Raw genomic sequence first — 17501 nt, 5'->3', positions numbered from 1 at the left:
GAAGCAACAGCGATGTATAGTATAGGATTGTTATATCAAAATGGTAAGGGTGTAAAACAAGATTATAATAAGGCCTATAAATGGTATAAAAAGGCAGCAGAACTTGGGGAAGCAAAAGCGATGTGTACCATAGGATTGTTATATGTGGAAGGTGAAGGTGTAGAACAAGATTATACCAAGGCCTATAAATGGTATAAAAAGGCAGCAGAACTTGGTCATGCAATATCGATAAATAATATAGGATGGTTATATCAAAATGGTAAAGGTGTAGAACAAGATTATAACAAGGCTTATGAATGGTATAAAAAGGCAGCAGAACTTGGGGAAGCAACAGCTATGTATAGTATAGGATTGCTATATGAGGAAGGTAAAGGTGTAGAACAAGATTATAATAAGGCATATGAATGGTATAAAAAGGCGGCAGAACTTGGGGAAGCAACAGCAAAAAATAAATTAGAAGGACAACAAATTAACAATAAAAAAAATCAGATACTGGATCAAGAAGGTGAATCAGGCTGTTCAACTTGTTTAGGTTACTTAATAATTTTTTTCATTCTCTTTATTGTGATAAGTGGTTGTTAAAGAAAATATAACTTATCCTTATCTTTTTTAGAATTTTAATTTGAACTTTATAATTTAGCCGGTCTTAACAAGTTTAGCCTTTCATGATAAAATATATTGAAAGGAAAGGCTAAGGAGGTAATAGTTTGGGAAAGAGAGTTTTAGGACCCCATGAAATTCAAGGGATTTTAGATAGTATACATGATGCCATTATGGCTATAGACCTCCAAGGGAAAATTATTTTAATGAATAAAGGTGCGGAAAGAATTGTAGGAATTCCTTACAAAGAATGTTTAGGTCGAGATGTTTTAGAAGTTGTTCCCACATCGAGATTACCTAGGGTTTTAGAGGAAGGGAAACCGGAACTTAATAGACAGCAAAAGGTTGGGGATATATCCATAGTAACTAACCGAATGCCTGTTTTTAATGAAAAAGGTGAGTTAGTAGGAGCTGTAGCAGTTTTTAGAGATATTACAGAGGTTAAAGAATTAGCGGAAAAAATAACTAACTTAAAAGAAGTTCAAGCTACTTTAGAATCCATTTTTAACGCAACAGTTGATGCTATTTCAGTTGTAGATCATGAAGGTAAAGGGATTATGATTAACCCCGCATATAAAAAGCTTACAGGCTATACAGAAAAGGATATAATCGGTAAACCAGCAGATGTAGATATCGCTGAAGGAGAAAGTGTTCACCTTCAAGTATTAAAAACCCGTCAGCCAGTTAAAGGTGTTAAATTAAAAGTAGGGGCTATGGGTAAAGAAGTAATAGTGGATGCTGCCCCGCTGATAGTAGATAATAAATTAAAGGGCAGTGTAGCAGTAATCCATGATATTTCGGAAATTAAAAGGTTACATGATGAATTAGATAAGGCTAAACGGATAATCAGAAAACTAGAAGCTAAATATACCTTTGATGATATCGTTGCAGAAGAATTAAATATGAAAATGGCCATCGAACAAGCAAAAAATGCTGCTATTACCCCAGCTACAGTACTCCTTAGGGGAGAAAGTGGTACTGGTAAAGAATTGTTTGCCCATGCTATCCACAATGCATCTAGCAGAAAATACAACCAATTTGTTCGGGTAAATTGTGCCGCTATTGCTGATAATCTCTTGGAAAGTGAACTTTTTGGCTATGTAGATGGTGCCTTTACAGGAGCCAAAAGGGGTGGAAAGAAGGGTCTTTTTTCCCAAGCTAATGGAGGGACTATTTTCCTCGATGAAATAGGTGAAATTAGTTTGAATCTCCAAGCAAAGCTTTTAAGGGTACTACAAGAAAGGGAAATAGTTCCTGTTGGAGATACCAAGCCTCAAACAGTGGATGTCCGAGTAATTGCTGCTACTAATGTTAATTTAGAAGAAGCTATTAAACAGGGGAAATTTCGAGAAGATCTATATTACAGGATAAGTGTTGTTCCCATTTTTATACCTCCCCTTAGAAAGCGGAAAAAGGAGATTAAACCTTTAACATACCATTTAATTAAGAAATTTAACCAAGAGTATGGAAGAAGTATTCAAGGGATAGATGAAGAAGCTTTACAAATTCTTGAAAATTATCATTGGCGGGGAAATGTTAGGGAATTAGAAAATGTAATAGGAAGGGCAATTATTAATATGAATTATAATGAAACTATAATAACTCCTACCCATCTCCCTAATTTAACTAATGATAAATTTAATATAGATCTAAAGGTTCAAAAATCTACTACAGTTAAACCATTGTCAACAGTTTTGGATAATGTCGAGAAAGAATATATCCAAAAAGTATTGATGCTTAATAATTTCAATAAAACAAAGACAGCTAAAGATTTAGATATATCTATCAGGAGTTTATATAATAAAATAGAGAAATATGACTTGCAATAATTTGCAGGCAAAAAAACGCAATTTATTGCAAAAAAATGCAATAACATAGTTGGCTTTTTTAAAAGCAAACTATGTTATTTTTTTGTTTTTTATATTTTTCAGGCTTTTATCAAATAATAATTTAAGATCAGATAGCTTGGCACATAAATTGCAAAAAATAAAAAGGTGAAAAAATAAGGGGAGGTAACCAAAATGAAGATTTTCGAAATGATGGAAAAAGAAGGACATGAACAGCTGATCTTTAATCAACATAAAGCCAGTGGCTTAAAGGCTTTAATAGCTATCCACGATACAACTTTAGGTCCAGCCCTTGGTGGTTGCAGAATGTGGCCTTATAAAACAGAAGAAGAAGCTATTTACGACGTATTAAGGCTCTCAAAGGGAATGACTTACAAATCAGCTGCCAGTGGTCAAGACTATGGTGGTGGGAAATCGGTAATTTGGGGTGATCCTAAAAAGGACAAGAGTGAAGCGATGTTTAGAGCCTTTGGTAGATTTATCGATGGTTTTAAAGGTAGATTTAGCACAGGTACCGATGTAGGTACTACTTACCATGATTTTATAATTTGCCGTAAAGAAACCCCTTATGTTGGTGCTTTACCTGAATCTTACGGGGGTGGTGGTAATTCATCAATTATTACCGCCTTTGGAACTTGGAAAGGTATTAAAGCTGTAGCAAAGGAAGCATTTGGATCAGATTCACTAGAAGGAAAAGTCATCGCTGTTCAGGGTCTAGGAAAAGTAGGTTATCACTTAGTAGGTTACCTTATTGAAGATGGAGCTAAAGTAATTGGTACAGATATAATTCAAGAACACATTGATAAAGTATTAGCAGATTATCCACAAGTAACTATAGTGAAACCTGAAGAAATTTATGAAGTAGAATGTGATATATTCTCACCTAATGCTCTAGGTGCAATTATCAATGATGAGACAATTCCTAAATTAAAGTGTAAAGCTATTGCCGGTGCTGCTAACAATCAATTGGCTGAACCTCGCCATGGTGATAAGCTCCATGAATTAGGAATAGTTTATGGCCCAGATTATGTTGTTAATGCTGGAGGTCTAATTCAAGTTGCCGATGAACTAGAACCAGGTGGATACAATAAAGAAAGGGCATACGGTAAAGCAGCAGGTATTTATGATATGTTATTGAAAATCTTTGAAATCTCCAGAAGGGATAACATTCCAACATATAAAGCTGCCGATACTTTAGTTCATGAGAGATTAGAAACTTATAGGAAGGTTAAGACAATATATAAAAAATAAGGGGTTGTAGTTATGTTTAGAATTTTAGCAATTAACCCTGGCTCTACTTCTACTAAAATCGCTGTTTATGAGGGCAAAGAATTAATTAAAAGTGAAAACTTAAGCCATAGTAGAGAAGAGCTTAAAAAATACAGTAAAATAATAGATCAATTAGACTTTCGTTATGAAGTAATTGAAAAGTGGTTGGAGGAAAATGGTTTTACCTCTTTTCACTCTATAGTTGGTCGTGGTGGTCTTTTAAGACCTATGGAAAGTGGAACTTACGAAGTTAATGAAGAGATGATTAAAGACTTGAAAATTGGGGTACAAGGAGAGCATGCATCAAATTTAGGAGGATTAATTGCCAAAAAGATTGCCGAGAAGTTTGGGGTTAAGGCCTATATCGTTGACCCCGTTGCAGTAGATGAGTTTGAAGATATAGCAAGAATTTCAGGAATGCCAGAAATACCTCGGAGAAGTTTGTTACATGCTTTAAATGTTAAAGCAGTTGCCCATAGGGTAGCTAAAGATTTAGGTAAATCTCTAGAGGAGATGAACTTAATAGTTGCCCACTTAGGTGGAGGAATTTCCATAGTACCAATTAGAAAAAATAAAATGATAGATGTTAATAATGCCAATGAAATGGGTCCATTTTCCCCAGAAAGAACTGGAGGATTACCGGTAGGTGATTTAGTTAAATTAGCTTTTTCCGGAAAGTACGATTTAGCTACTTTAAAGAAGAAGCTTACCGGAGAAGGTGGTTTAGTTGCTTATCTAAACACCAATGATGCTAGGGAAGTTGAAAGGAGAATTAAAGAAGGGGATAAATACGCAGAACTTATATACAATGCTATGGCTTATCAAATTGCTAAGGAAATCGGAGCAATGGCTACAGTATTGAAAGGTCAAGTAGAAAAAATTGTTTTAACCGGTGGTTTATCCCATTCTAAGTACTTAACAGATAAAATTTCTCAGTACATTAGTTTTATTGCAGAAGTTTTAATTTATCCTGGTGAAGATGAAATGATTGCTTTAGTAGAAGGTGTTTTAAGGGTACTAAATAATGAAGAAAAAGCAAAAACTTATTAGGGAGGTGTTTGGATGATAACATCTATTCAACAAATCATTGAAAAGGCTAAAGAAGTACCGAAACAAACCCTAGTGGTAGCAGCTGCAGAGGATAACGAAGTATTAGCTGCAGTAAGCGAAGGGGTAAATTTAGGAATTGTTGACGCTATTTTAGTTGGCGATGAAGAAGGAATTAAAGAAATTGCCCAAGGGGAAGGTTATGATATTTCCCGATGTAGAATTATCAATGAACCAGATAAAATTAAAGCTGCTAGAAAATCAGTGGAAATGGTTTCTCAAGGTGAAGCCAGTCTAGTTATGAAGGGCTTATTAGGTACAGCAGATATTTTAAGGGCAGTCCTTGATAAAGAAATTGGTCTAAGGACCGGTAGAGTTTTAAGTCATGTGGCAGTATTGGAGATCCAAGGATATGATAAATTGTTCTTATTAACAGATGGTGCTATGAATATCGCCCCTGATTTAAGTCAAAAGGCTCAAATAGTACAAAATGCTGTAACAGTAGCCCATGCTCTAGGAATCGATACTCCTAAGGTAGCACCTTTAGCAGCAGTGGAATTAGTAAACCCTGATATGCAGGCGACATTAGATGCGGCAAATCTTTCTAAGATGGCAGATAGGGGACAAATTAAAGGTTGTATTATCGATGGACCCCTTGCATTAGACAATGCAGTATCTTTAGAAGCTGCAAAACATAAAGGAATTGTAAGTCCAGTAGCTGGTAATGCCGATATTCTATTAGTTCCCGATATTGAAGCAGGAAATGTTTTATATAAATCTATAGTTTACTTTGCTAATGCTAAAACTGCAGGGATAATTGCCGGTGCCAAAGCACCAGTTGTGTTAACTTCTAGGTCAGATACCCATGAAGCTAAATTATATTCTATAGCTTTAGGGGTTTTAGTAGCTGCCAATAGGTAAGCTATATATTAAAAATTTAAGGAGGAATTTCAAATGGAAATTTTCAAGTACATGGAAAAGTATGATTATGAGCAAGTGGTTATTTGTCATGATAAAACTTCTGGTTTAAAAGCTATTATTGGTATTCATGACACTACTTTAGGTCCAGCCTTAGGTGGAACCCGTATGTGGAATTACAAAACTGAAGAAGAAGCTATTGAAGATGCCTTAAGATTATCAAGGGGTATGACATATAAAGCTGCTGCAGCAGGATTAAATTTAGGTGGAGGTAAAACTGTAGTTTGGGGAGATCCTAAAACCCAGAAATCTGAAGAATTATGGAGGGCATTTGGTAGATTTGTCCAAAGTTTAAATGGCCGCTATATTACCGCTGCCGATGTTGGAACCGTTGTTGACGATATGGATTATATTAGACAAGAAACTCCTTACGTTGTAGGTGTATCTAAAACTTTAGGTGGTAGTGGTGACCCATCTCCTAAAACTGCCTATGGAGTTTTCAGAGGTATCCAAGCTTGCGCCAATGAAGTTTGGGGTTCCGATGATATTACCGGTAGAGTAGTTGCCGTACAAGGTGTAGGTAAAGTTGGATACTACCTATGTGAGTATTTACACAAAGCTGGAGCTAAATTGATTGTTACTGACATTGATAAAGAAGCTGTTGATAGAGTTGTTAGAGAATTTGGTGCCCAAGCTGTTGGTTTAAATGAAATCTATGGAGTAGAGTGTGATATTTACTCTCCTAATGCTTTAGGTGCTACAATAAATGATGAAACTATACCACAATTTAAGTGCAAAATTATCGCCGGTGGTGCTAATAACCAACTTAAAGAAGAACGTCATGGTGATATCATTACTGAAAAAGGTATCATTTATGCTCCAGACTATGTAATAAATGCCGGTGGATTAATTAACGTAGCCGATGAACTTAAAGGATATAATGAAGAAAGGGCTATGCAAACTGTTTCTAAAATATACGATAACATCAAAAAGGTATTCCAAATTGCTAAGAGAGACAATATTCCAACATATAAAGCTGCTGATAGAATGGCTGAAGAAAGAATTGAAAAACTTGGTAGAGTTCGCAACACTTATCTTGGCTAATTAGACCCTAAAAGGATAGTTATAAAATAAGGGGGTTGGCTTTAGTCAACTCCCTATTTTAAAAAGTTTCAAGATGTATTTAAGGAGGTAATTATAAAATGCCAAATAGCTTTAGAATTCTAACAATTAATCCCGGTTCCACCTCCACAAAAATCGCTGTATTTGAAAATGACAATGCCCTTTTTGAAGAAACCCTTCGCCACTCTGCTGAAGAATTGGTGGGCTTTAAATCTATTATTGATCAATATGAATTTAGAAAGAATGTCATTTTAAAAACCTTAGATGAACAAGGAATTAATCTAAATAAACTATCAGCGGTTGTGGGTAGAGGGGGATTATTAGCTCCAATGCCTGGAGGAACATATGAAGTTAATGAAAAAATGTTGGAAGATTTAAGAAAAGGTTTACAAGGCCAACATGCTTCCAATTTAGGTGGTATCATTGCCCATGAAATTGCAGAACAATTTAATATTCCAGCATATATTGTCGATCCTGTAGTTGTTGATGAAATGGAGGACATTGCAAGGATTTCTGGTATGCCGGAAATCCAAAGGAAAAGTATTTTCCACGCCTTAAATCAAAAGGCCGTTGCCCGTAGAGCAGCTAATGATCTTCAAGGATCTTATGAAGATTTTAACTTTATTGTAGCCCATTTAGGTGGCGGTATCTCAGTAGGAGCCCATAGAAAAGGGAAGGTAGTAGATGTTAATAATGCCTTAGATGGAGAAGGTCCTTTTTCTCCTGAAAGAAGTGGTGGTTTACCTGTAGGAGATTTAGTTAAATTATGTTTCTCTAATCAGTTTACCCAAGGAGAAATTATGAAAAAAATCGTCGGTAAAGGTGGATTAGTTGCCTACCTAAATACCAATGATGGTCGAGAAGTTAGAAAAATGATTGAAAATGGCGATAAGGACGCAGAACTTGTTTATCAAGCCATGGCTTATCAAGTGGCAAAAGAGATTGGTAGTTGTGCAGCTGTTTTAAAAGGTGAAGTAGATGCCATCATCTTAACCGGTGGTTTAGCCTATGACAATGTTCTTGTAGGCTGGATTAAAGAAAGGGTAAACTTTATATCTGATGTTTTGGTTTATCCAGGGGAAGATGAAATGCTTGCTTTAGCAGAAGGTGGATTAAGGGTGCTTACTGGGGAAGAAAAGCCCAAAATTTATGAAGGATTAAAATAAATGCTTGATTTATTGTCTAAATCCAAAGTATTTATCTTTTGTGGTGAATTTGGTAGTGGTAAAACCCAGGTAGCACTAAATTTCAGTAAATATTTAGCAAAAACCTATGGTAAAAGTTATTTAGTAGACCTGGATATCGTTAACCCTTTTTTTAGGTCTAGGGATAGTGCTGAAGATTTACGGGAAAATAATGTAGAAGTAATTTTTAATCAAAGGTATGGTACAGCAGATCTACCTGCTTTGCCACCAGAAGTTATAGGTTGTTTTACTTCAGATAAACCAGTGGTAATCGATGTTGGGGGTGATGATGGAGCCATAGTTTTAGGGCGATATTATCATCATTTACAAAAGACTGGTTATGAATTTTGGATGGTAATTAATGAAAAAAGACCTTTCACTTCTACAGTGGAAGGAATAAAAACTATTAAAGAAAGAATTGAAAGAAAGTCCCGATTGAAAGTAACAGGGCTGATAAATAACACTAATTTAGGGGAACTAACTGAAATCGAAGATATTTTGCTGGGACAAGAGTTAGTCGAAAAAGCTGGAGAAGAACTAGGTTTAAATGTGGTTTTTACAGGGGCTAAAGGGGAATTGGCGGAAAAGTTAAAGGAGAAAATAAATACAAAAGTTTTTCCCATAGAAATAGACTATAAATTACCATGGCTGTAGATAAGGAGGTTAGAAATATGCCAAGAGTTATTTTTGATGAAGACAAATGTAAAGGTTGTGAATTATGTAATATCGTTTGTCCTGTACACATCGTGAAAATGGCTACTGATAGGATAAACAAAAAAGGTTACAATCCTGCAACTGTATATGAAATGGAAAAATGTATTGGCTGTGCACAATGTGCAAGAATATGTCCAGATAGCGTTATTGTAGTAGAAAAGGAAGCTAAAAAATAAGGGAGGTTTAATTCATGGCTAAAAAGTTAATGAAAGGTAATGAGGCTCTTGGAGAAGCTGCCGTTCAAGCGGGCTGTCGTTACTTTTTTGGTTACCCTATAACCCCACAAAACGAAATTCCTGCATATCTTGCCAGAAGATTGCCAGAGGTCGGGGGAGTATTTTTACAGGCAGAAAGTGAAGTTGCAGCGATAAATATGGTTTATGGAGCAGCAGGTGCTGGTGCTAGAGTATTAACTTCTTCTTCCAGCCCTGGTATCAGTTTAAAGACAGAGGGTATTTCATATATCGCCGGTGCTCAACTTCCTTGTGTTATTGTTAATATTGTTAGGGGAGGTCCAGGACTAGGTGGTATCCAACCTGCCCAATCCGACTACTTCCAAGCTACTAAAGGTGGAGGTCATGGTGATTATCGTTTAGTAGTATTAGCACCATCTACAGTACAAGAGTTAGTTGATTTAACTATGGAGGCCTTTGATATTGCCGATGCCTATAGAACTCCTGTAATGATTTTAGGAGATGGTATTATCGGTCAAATGATGGAACCGGTAGAATTTAATCCTCCTAAGGGTAGGGATTTGCCAGAAAAAACTTGGGCTACAACTGGTGCTAAAGGAAGAAAACCAAATGTTGTAAACTCTCTCCACATGGCTCCAGAAGAGTTAGAGAAACATAATTTAAGATTACAAGCTAAATATAGGGAAATAGCGGAAAAAGAAACTAAGTGTGAAATGTATCAAACTGAAGATGCAGAAATTATTTTAGTTGCTTACGGTACCACTGCAAGGATTTGTAAAACCGTTGTTCAACAGTTACGTAAAGAGGGTATTAAAGTTGGTTTAATTAGACCAATAACTCTCTGGCCATATCCAGAAAAAGCCTTTAATGAAGTTATTGATACAGCTAAAGCTTTCTTAACAGTAGAAATGAGTACTGGACAAATGGTGGAAGATGTAAGGCTTGCCGTTAATGGAAGAAAGCCAGTACATTTTTATGGAAGAACCGGTGGTATGATACCAACTCCACAAGAAATTGCAGAAAAAGTTAGGGAATTAGCAGGGGGTGTTAAGTAATGGAATGGGTGAGAGTATGGGAAAAACCCAAAAGTTTAACAGATAATGTTTTACACTATTGCCCAGGTTGTACCCATGGTATAATTCACAAAATAATCGCTGAGGTTATGGATGAGCTAGGGATCAAAGAAAAGGCTATTGGTGTTGCCCCTGTAGGTTGTGCAGTATTGGCATATAACTATTTTGATTGTGATATGCAACAAGCTGCCCATGGTAGAGCTCCAGCGGTAGCTACAGGAATAAAAAGGGTACATCCAGATAATGTGGTATTTACTTATCAAGGTGATGGGGACTTAGCATCTATTGGATGTGCCGAGATTGTCCATGCTGCAGCTAGAGGTGAAAAGATTACTACAATCTTTGTTAACAATGCTATTTATGGTATGACTGGTGGTCAAATGGCACCAACTACGTTAGTTAACCAGGTTACAGCTACATCTCCTTTCGGTAGAGATGAAAACCATGCCGGTTATCCAATAAAAATGTCTGAAATGTTGGCTACAATTCAAGGAGCGGTATTTGTTGAAAGGGTTTCAGTTCACAATGTTCCTAATATAATGAAAGCAAAAAGAGCTATTAAAAGGGCTTTCCAAGTACAAATGGAAGGTAAAGGTTTTGGTATAGTAGAAGTTCTTTCTACTTGTCCAACTAACTGGGGTATCAGCCCTGTAGAAGCCCTTAAGTGGTTAGAAGAACACATGATTCCATACTATCCATTGGGTAACTTAAGAGACCCCGAAAAGGAGGCTAAATAATATGTTGGATATGATTTTAGCTGGTTTTGGTGGCCAAGGGGTTATGTCTATGGGGCAGTTAATTGCCTATGCGGGAATGTTAGAAGGTAAAGAGGTTTCTTGGATGCCTTCTTATGGTCCTGAAATGCGGGGAGGAACTGCTAACTGTACAGTTGTGGTTTCAGAAGAGCCTATTGGTTCACCGGTAGTTACTGAACCTCAAGTAGTAGTAGCGATGAATTTACCATCATTAGATAAATTTGAATCTATGGTGAAACCTGGTGGAGTGTTAATAATTAACTCTTCTTTGATCAATCGTAGTTGTCAGCGGGAAGATATAACGGTTATAGAAGTTCCTGCCAATGAAATTGCCAATGAACTAGGTAACTTAAAGGTTGCCAACATGGTGGTTTTAGGGACTTTGATTGCTCAAACAAAAGTAGTATCAAAAGAATCAATTATAGAATCATTGAAAAAGGTTTTACCAGAACATCGCCACAACTTAATACCAATGAACGAAGAAGCACTAAATAGGGGTGCAGCTTTCGTTAAATAAAAAGCTAGAGGCAATGGAGTTTTCCATTGCCTCAGTTTGTAGACAAAGTCATTTTTTAAAGGCTGTGGTAATTAAACATTTTAACAAAGTCTCCGTCGAGATTTAAGGCTTCTATCTAAAAGGAAGAAGGGTACCGCTCTAATTCGCCGTCCATGGCTCAATAGAGCTTTCGGAACGTCCTGTTCCTCACCCCTTCTTCCTTTTATCTAATCAGCTCTTAAATCTATCTCCTCGACTTAATCGTATCTTTGTTTAATTACCACAGCTGATGGTGACTTTGTCTATAGTTTGTCTTCAGTCTGAGGCAATGGAGTTTTTCATTGCCTCTTTTTGATGTTTATGAAAATCCCTGTTATAATATTATTAGATGGTTAGGAGTTAATGGAAAGGGTGGATAATTATGATTAATACTGAAGTGAAAAAAGTTATTGAAATTGTAAAAGATGTAAGTAAAGGAGTAGATGTACAGATAGTCAAATTTGCTGATAATAGCCAAGGTTATAACTATCCAACATTGATAGGAAGGGTAGAAGTAGGAGATGAAGTTTTTGTAAATACTACTGCCGTTGACTTAAACTTAGGGACAGGTGGATATCATTTTATCATCAGCAAATTAAACCCTACACCTAAAAAGGATAAAAGTCCCGGTCATATTATGAAACTTAGGTATACTCCTTTACAATTAAAGGTTCATACCTTAGAGGAACAGTTAGGAGAAAATTTGGATAAATTTAGTTTTTCAGGACATAAAGTAATCACTATAGAGCTACATAGTATGTTAGCACCCTTAGTAATTGGCCTTAAAAAAATAAATCCCCATTTAAAAATTACCTATTGCATGACCGATGGTGGAGCTTTGCCGGCATATCACAGTAATACATTAAAGATTTTAAAAGAGAATAAATTAATCCAAGGGGTTATTACCTGTGGCCATGCCTTTGGTGGCGATTTAGAGAGCGTAAACTTTATTACAGCTATACAAGGGAGTATTGCCTATTTTCAAGCCCAGATAACTATCGTTGGCATGGGGCCCGGTATTGTTGGAACAGGTACTAAATATGGGTTCACTGGAATAGAACAGGGATATATTTCTGATGTTGCCCAAAATTTAGGTTGTGATGTTTATCCTGCCCTCCGGTTAGGTTTTGCTGACCAGCGGGAGAGACATCGGGGGATAAGTCATCATTTTCTCACTAATTTTGGCAGCCTAGTTAAAGGAAGTTATCCATTGGTTTTACCTGATATGGAAAGAAAAAAAATAACTTTTATTTTAACACAGCTAAAAAATGAAGGTTTGACAAAAAAACATTCTATCAAAATCTGCTCTAAAGTTGATATTTTAAAAGAAGCAGAAGATTATGGAATAAACCTTTCTTCTATGGGAAGGGGATATGATGATAACCCTGAATATTTTGATGCTTTAACGGCATTGGCAAAGTATGTTGCATATTCCTTTTCTAACCCCTTTAAAAATTCCATTAACTCTTTAATATTTCCTTGAAAAAAGATGCCTTTATTGTTAATATACATAACATATACCTCCCTAAATTTTTAATATATTATATGCGGGAGGTTTAAAAATATTATTGTTAGAGGTAGAAAAAATGAAAAAATATAACTGTGATTTTCATATTCATATAGGTTCAGCCTGTAAAAAGGCGGTAAAGGTCACCGCATCTAGAAATATGACAATTTTAAATATCATTGAACATTCTATTGTAGCAAAGGGGATGGACATAATTGGTTTAGTTGATTGTGGTTCCCCCTATGTGTTACAGGAATTATCTTTTTTAATAAGAGAGGGGATATTAGAAGAACTAGAGGAAGGGGGCTTAGTTTATAAAAGTGATTTAGCTTCTTTAACTTTGATATTAGGCAGTGAAGTGGAAACCCAGGAAGGAGTTCATGCTGTTTGTTTTTTCCCTGACCTTTCAAGAACCATTGCCTTTAGTGAATTTTTAGCTACAAAAGTTACTAATAATAATTTAAGTACCCAGCGGGCAAATGTAACTTCCAATCAGTTATTAGATTTTGTTAAAGAACATGATGGAATCTTTATGCCTGCCCATATTTTTACTCCCCATAAAAGTTATTATGGTAAAGCATTTACCAGGTTAAAAGAGTGTTTCGGCAATAGAGTAGAGGAGATAGATGTGGTGGAATTAGGGTTGAGTGCTGATACAAAACTGGCGGATTGTATTGCAGAACTCCATAATTTTAATTTTTTAACTAACTCCGATGCCCACAGTGTAGGTAAAATTGCCCGTGAATATAATGTTTTACAATTAGAAGCTCCCACTTTTTCGGAAATAAAAAAAGGAATTAAAAATAGAGATGGAAGGAAAATAATAGCTAATTACGGATTAGACCCCCAACTAGGAAAGTATTATTATAATTTTTGCGCTAATTGTGATAAGGTTTTAGAAGATTGTTTTTGTGATAAACAAAAGATAGTTAAAGGGGTTTATAACAGAATAATGGAAATAAAGGATTTAAATTTTGGTCATCATCCCATACATCGTCCCCAGTATTATTATCAAATCCCATTAGAATTTATCCCAGGGTTAGGGAAGAAAGGACGGGAAAAGGCGTTACAAGAGTTAGGTACTGAAGCACAAATTTTACACCAAATTAGCGAAGAAAAGTTAAGGAAGTATTTTAGTGATAAGATAGTGGAAATTATAATTAAAGGCCGTGAAGGTAGTTTGAGCTTACAAAGGGGTGGTGGAGGGAAATATGGTAAAGTAATGGTTTAGGTCTAAATCCTTCTTCTCTAGCATAAAGTAATTATATAATTTTCTGGGAGGGGAAGGCTGTGGCTTTTAATCATCTACTTTTGCGGTACATTAAAGAAAATTTATATTCTTTCACCTTTGTTGTTCTAATTTTTATTTGTGGAATTATTTTTGGATCTATTATGGTCAATCGCCTGCCCAGCCAACACAGTGAAGGATTAAAACAGGAAATTAATTTTTATTTTGAAGTGTTGGACGAGGCAACGGGTATTAATAAGAACAGTATTTTACAGGAATCTTTACTAACCAATGGGAAATTTATATTAGTTGCCTTTTTATCTGGCTTAACAGTTATAGGAATCCCGGTAATAATTTTAATGCTTTTTTTCCGTGGGGTTATCTTAGGTTTCACCGTTGGATTTATTTTTAATCATTCTACTTTAAAAGGGTTATTATTTTCTTTAGCAGCTATAGTTCCCCATAATCTTTTGATCATTCCAGCTTTATTATTAAGTTCAGTAGCCAGTATTTCTTTTTCTTGGGTTATTTTATTAAAAATAGTAAAAAACAAAAACTTTAATATTAAAAGTTTTTTCCTCAACTATTGTTTTTTAATTTTGTTAAGTGGAATTTTTATGGTAATTGCAGGGATGATAGAAGCCTACATTATCCCAATATTATTAAAATTAGTTGTGCCAATTATGATTTAATGCAATATTTTGCAAGCATTTTTTTTCTTATTTGCAAGAAAATGCAGAGAATATTGTGTCAAATAGGACAAAAATATTAAATTGATAATTGGCATAATTATTGCAAAAAATATAAGATGAGAAAATCCTAAAGGAGGAAAAAACATGCTTATAGGAGTACCTAAGGAAATTAAAAACAATGAAAATCGTATTGCTATTACCCCTGCTGGTGTTCTAAGTCTTATTAACAATGGACACCAAGTGATTATTGAAAATAATGCTGGTAAAGGCAGTGGTTTTACCAACGAAGAATTTGAAAAAGTTGGAGCTAAAATTGTTCCTACTGCAAAAGATGTTTGGACTCAAGCTGAAATGATTTTAAAAGTAAAAGAGCCCCTTCCTCAAGAGTATGAATTGTTCCAAGAAGGTCAAATTTTATTTACATATCTACACCTTGCTCCAGAACCAGAATTAACCCGTGCTTTGATGGAGAAAAAAGTGGTAGCTATCGCTTATGAAACAGTTCAATTAGAAGATGGTTCTTTACCATTATTAACTCCTATGAGTGAAGTGGCAGGTCGTATGGCTACTCAAATTGGGGCTACTTTCCTACAAAGACCTAATGGAGGTTTAGGTGTATTGCTAGGTGGTGTTCCAGGAGTTAAGCCTGCAGAAGTTGTGATCATCGGTGGTGGAGTAGTAGGTACAAATGCGGCAAAAATGGCAGTAGGTCTTGGTGCCAATGTAACAATTTTAGATATTAATGCTGAAAGATTACGTTACTTAGATGATATCTTCCACGGCCGTGTAAATACTTTAATGTCAAATCCATTTACTATTGCAGAAGCTGTTAAAAATTGTGATTTGTTAATTGGTGGAGTTTTAATACCAGGTGCTAGAGCTCCAAGATTAGTAACTGAAGAGATGGTTAAGACTATGAAAGAAGGCTCTGTAATCGTAGATGTGGCAATCGATCAAGGTGGATCAGTAGAAACAATCGATAGAGTAACTACCCATAGTGACCCAATTTATGTAAAACACGGTGTGGTACATTACTCTGTTGCAAATATGCCTGGAGCTGTTCCAAGAACTTCAACCTTCGCTTTAACTAATGTTACTATTCCATATGCAGTAAAAATAGCTAACAAAGGTTATTTACAAGCCATTAAAGAGGATAAAGCATTGGCACTAGGTGTTAATGTAATTAACGGAAAAGTTACCTACAAAGCTGTAGCTGAAGCCTTAGACTTAGAATATACTCCTTTAGAAGAAGCATTAAAAGCATAGTTAATACTTAAGACATCAACAGACTCTTGTTGATGTCTTAATTTGTAGACAAAGTCATTTTTTAAAGGCTGTGGTAATTAAACATTCTAACAAAGTCTCCGTCGAGATTTAAGGCTTCTATCTAAAAGGAAGAAGGGTACCGCTCTAATTCGCCGTCCATGGCTCAATAAGCTTTCGGAACGTCCTGTTCCTCCCCCCTTCTTCCTTTTATCTAATCAGCTCTTAAATCTATCTCCTCGACTTAATCGTATCTTTGTTTAATTTCCACAGCTGATGGTGACTTTGTCTATAGTTTGTCTTCAGTCTGAGACATCAACAGACTTTTGTTGATGTCTTTTTGTAATAATTTCATAAAATATACATAAGATTTTGAAGGAGGGGGGATAGATGTGAAAATATTTTTTATTAGGCTGCCAATAAAAATTTTTTGGTTTTTTATTTCTACTCTTTCTATTTTTATCAATTTAGTGGTATACTTATATGGAGGAGAGGTTGTAGTTAAAGCTTCTACAGGTTGGGATATTAAACTTTGGGAAAGGGTTATTTTAGTATTAAAAGAATTTTATTCAATAGGAATATAAAAAGCAGGAATTTCTATTTTTTTATTGAAATATATTATTAAAACATGTAAAAGGGGATATAGTAATGGAGAAGTTACTGGCCGACTATCTAACCTATTTGAAGGTAGAAAGGGGTTTGGCCCAAAATACAGTACTAAGTTACGAAAGGGATTTGAAAAAATTTATCAATTTCCTAAAAGAAACTGGTTTTTCAGACTTATCCAGTGTTAAAAGACAACAAATAATTACATACCTATTAAAATTACAGGGAGAAAAAATGGCACCAGCTTCGATTTCTAGAAATCTAGCTGCCATTAGGTCTTTTTTTAACTATTTAAGTGCCGAAAATCTTCTAGGAGAAGATCCGGCAAGGGATTTAGACTCCCCTAAATTATCTAAGAAACTTCCTAAGATAATTACAGTTGAAGAAGTGGAGGAATTACTAAGTCAGCCCGATGAAACAGATAAAATGGGAATTAGGGACAGGGCTATGTTGGAACTATTGTATGCATCGGGACTAAGGGTATCAGAACTTATCAGTTTAGAAGTAGATGACGTCAATTTAGATTTAGGATTTTTAAGATGTCAAGGAAAGGGTTCTAAGGAAAGGATAGTTCCCCTTGGAAAGATGGCAATACACTATATTCAATTGTATTTACAACAATCCAGACCAAAGCTAGTAAAAAATATTTACCAAAAGACACTTTTTTTAAACTTCCACGGTAGACCATTAACTAGACAGGGGTTTTGGAAAATTATTAAGAAATATGCTAAACAATCAGGTATTGACACAGAAATAACTCCCCATACCTTTAGACATTCCTTTGCTACCCATCTACTAGAAAATGGGGCAGATCTCCGCTCTGTCCAGGAAATGTTAGGTCATGCCGATATCTCAACTACCCAAATTTATACCCAGGTTACCGGGAAAAAACTTCAAAATATCCATAAAAAATTTCACCCCCGTGGGTAATTCTTTTTTTACTTAAG

The 17501-nt window shown here is 35.4% G+C and carries 18 protein-coding genes; all 18 read left to right on the top strand.

What is annotated here, in order from left to right; all coding sequences use genetic code 11:
• Positions 1-582: tetratricopeptide repeat protein (locus tag BMX60_RS11955; protein ID WP_177159620.1), on the top strand; the 582-nt coding region annotated here is incomplete at its 5' end.
• A gap of 125 nt (positions 583-707) precedes the next feature.
• Positions 708-2429 (top strand): sigma-54 interaction domain-containing protein, encoded by a 1722-nt coding sequence (locus tag BMX60_RS00330; protein WP_278276540.1) that lies wholly within the window; start codon positions 708-710, stop codon positions 2427-2429.
• A gap of 192 nt (positions 2430-2621) precedes the next feature.
• The gene (locus BMX60_RS00325; protein ID WP_091347725.1) at positions 2622-3698 is read left to right on the top strand and encodes a Glu/Leu/Phe/Val dehydrogenase dimerization domain-containing protein; all 1077 of its coding nucleotides are present in this window, start codon (positions 2622-2624) and stop codon (positions 3696-3698) included.
• Positions 3699-3710: 12 nt separating this feature from the next.
• Entirely contained in the window at positions 3711-4766 is a 1056-nt protein-coding gene (buk, locus tag BMX60_RS00320; protein WP_091347721.1) for a butyrate kinase, read from the top strand.
• Between the two features lie 12 nt (positions 4767-4778).
• Complete coding sequence (gene ptb / locus BMX60_RS00315; RefSeq protein ID WP_091347717.1) at positions 4779-5684, top strand: phosphate butyryltransferase; 906 nt, start codon at positions 4779-4781, stop codon at positions 5682-5684.
• 33 nt (positions 5685-5717) lie between these two features.
• Positions 5718-6785 carry a Leu/Phe/Val dehydrogenase gene (locus tag BMX60_RS00310; RefSeq protein WP_091347713.1) on the top strand — a complete coding sequence of 356 codons (1068 nt, stop codon included), beginning with the start codon at positions 5718-5720 and terminating at the stop codon, positions 6783-6785.
• Between the two features lie 98 nt (positions 6786-6883).
• Positions 6884-7969 (top strand): butyrate kinase, encoded by a 1086-nt coding sequence (gene buk / locus BMX60_RS00305; protein WP_091347710.1) that lies wholly within the window; start codon positions 6884-6886, stop codon positions 7967-7969.
• The gene (locus BMX60_RS00300) at positions 7970-8641 is read left to right on the top strand and encodes an ATP-binding protein (protein WP_091347707.1); all 672 of its coding nucleotides are present in this window, start codon (positions 7970-7972) and stop codon (positions 8639-8641) included.
• Positions 8642-8658: 17 nt separating this feature from the next.
• Positions 8659-8877 carry a 4Fe-4S binding protein gene (locus tag BMX60_RS00295; RefSeq protein WP_091347703.1) on the top strand — a complete coding sequence of 73 codons (219 nt, stop codon included), beginning with the start codon at positions 8659-8661 and terminating at the stop codon, positions 8875-8877.
• 14 nt (positions 8878-8891) lie between these two features.
• The gene (locus BMX60_RS00290; RefSeq protein ID WP_091347700.1) at positions 8892-9950 is read left to right on the top strand and encodes a 3-methyl-2-oxobutanoate dehydrogenase subunit VorB; all 1059 of its coding nucleotides are present in this window, start codon (positions 8892-8894) and stop codon (positions 9948-9950) included.
• Positions 9950-10705: a thiamine pyrophosphate-dependent enzyme gene (locus BMX60_RS00285; RefSeq protein ID WP_091347697.1), complete on the top strand. Its 756-nt coding sequence runs from the start codon at positions 9950-9952 to the stop codon at positions 10703-10705. The genes BMX60_RS00290 and BMX60_RS00285 overlap by 1 nt, the downstream gene beginning before the upstream one ends.
• Before the next feature lies 1 nt (position 10706).
• Positions 10707-11240 carry a 2-oxoacid:acceptor oxidoreductase family protein gene (locus BMX60_RS00280; protein WP_091347694.1) on the top strand — a complete coding sequence of 178 codons (534 nt, stop codon included), beginning with the start codon at positions 10707-10709 and terminating at the stop codon, positions 11238-11240.
• 400 nt (positions 11241-11640) lie between these two features.
• Positions 11641-12741, top strand: coding sequence for a DUF3866 family protein (locus tag BMX60_RS00275; protein WP_091347691.1), 1101 nt, complete (start codon positions 11641-11643; stop codon positions 12739-12741).
• 103 nt (positions 12742-12844) lie between these two features.
• Positions 12845-13996: an endonuclease Q family protein gene (locus BMX60_RS00270; RefSeq protein ID WP_091347993.1), complete on the top strand. Its 1152-nt coding sequence runs from the start codon at positions 12845-12847 to the stop codon at positions 13994-13996.
• A gap of 59 nt (positions 13997-14055) precedes the next feature.
• Positions 14056-14685: a stage II sporulation protein M gene (spoIIM, locus tag BMX60_RS00265; protein ID WP_177159619.1), complete on the top strand. Its 630-nt coding sequence runs from the start codon at positions 14056-14058 to the stop codon at positions 14683-14685.
• Positions 14686-14829: 144 nt separating this feature from the next.
• Complete coding sequence (gene ald, locus BMX60_RS00260; protein ID WP_091347685.1) at positions 14830-15951, top strand: alanine dehydrogenase; 1122 nt, start codon at positions 14830-14832, stop codon at positions 15949-15951.
• A gap of 389 nt (positions 15952-16340) precedes the next feature.
• A complete protein-coding gene (locus BMX60_RS00255) occupies positions 16341-16532 on the top strand; it encodes a hypothetical protein (RefSeq protein ID WP_091347681.1) in 192 nt (63 codons plus the stop codon).
• A 64-nt stretch (positions 16533-16596) separates the two neighbouring features.
• Positions 16597-17484, top strand: a complete 888-nt coding sequence (gene xerD / locus BMX60_RS00250; RefSeq protein ID WP_091347679.1) for a site-specific tyrosine recombinase XerD — start codon at positions 16597-16599, stop codon at positions 17482-17484.
• Positions 17485-17501 lie beyond the last annotated feature (17 nt).

Source organism: Anaerobranca gottschalkii DSM 13577, assembly GCF_900111575.1.
Lineage (GTDB): Bacteria > Bacillota > Proteinivoracia > Proteinivoracales > Proteinivoracaceae > Anaerobranca > Anaerobranca gottschalkii.
The sequence above is the reverse complement of the archived record's forward strand: the minus strand, read 5'-3'. Positions and strand labels throughout refer to the sequence as shown.

Coding starts and splice junctions, on each gene's coding strand:
- BMX60_RS00325 (WP_091347725.1), top strand. CDS start 2,622: ATGAAGATTTTCGAAATGATGGAAAAAGAAGGACATGAACAGCTGATC.
- buk (WP_091347721.1), top strand. CDS start 3,711: ATGTTTAGAATTTTAGCAATTAACCCTGGCTCTACTTCTACTAAAATC.
- ptb (WP_091347717.1), top strand. CDS start 4,779: ATGATAACATCTATTCAACAAATCATTGAAAAGGCTAAAGAAGTACCG.
- BMX60_RS00310 (WP_091347713.1), top strand. CDS start 5,718: ATGGAAATTTTCAAGTACATGGAAAAGTATGATTATGAGCAAGTGGTT.
- buk (WP_091347710.1), top strand. CDS start 6,884: ATGCCAAATAGCTTTAGAATTCTAACAATTAATCCCGGTTCCACCTCC.
- BMX60_RS00300 (WP_091347707.1), top strand. CDS start 7,970: ATGCTTGATTTATTGTCTAAATCCAAAGTATTTATCTTTTGTGGTGAA.
- BMX60_RS00295 (WP_091347703.1), top strand. CDS start 8,659: ATGCCAAGAGTTATTTTTGATGAAGACAAATGTAAAGGTTGTGAATTA.
- BMX60_RS00290 (WP_091347700.1), top strand. CDS start 8,892: ATGGCTAAAAAGTTAATGAAAGGTAATGAGGCTCTTGGAGAAGCTGCC.
- BMX60_RS00285 (WP_091347697.1), top strand. CDS start 9,950: ATGGAATGGGTGAGAGTATGGGAAAAACCCAAAAGTTTAACAGATAAT.
- BMX60_RS00280 (WP_091347694.1), top strand. CDS start 10,707: ATGTTGGATATGATTTTAGCTGGTTTTGGTGGCCAAGGGGTTATGTCT.
- BMX60_RS00275 (WP_091347691.1), top strand. CDS start 11,641: ATGATTAATACTGAAGTGAAAAAAGTTATTGAAATTGTAAAAGATGTA.
- BMX60_RS00270 (WP_091347993.1), top strand. CDS start 12,845: ATGAAAAAATATAACTGTGATTTTCATATTCATATAGGTTCAGCCTGT.
- ald (WP_091347685.1), top strand. CDS start 14,830: ATGCTTATAGGAGTACCTAAGGAAATTAAAAACAATGAAAATCGTATT.
- xerD (WP_091347679.1), top strand. CDS start 16,597: ATGGAGAAGTTACTGGCCGACTATCTAACCTATTTGAAGGTAGAAAGG.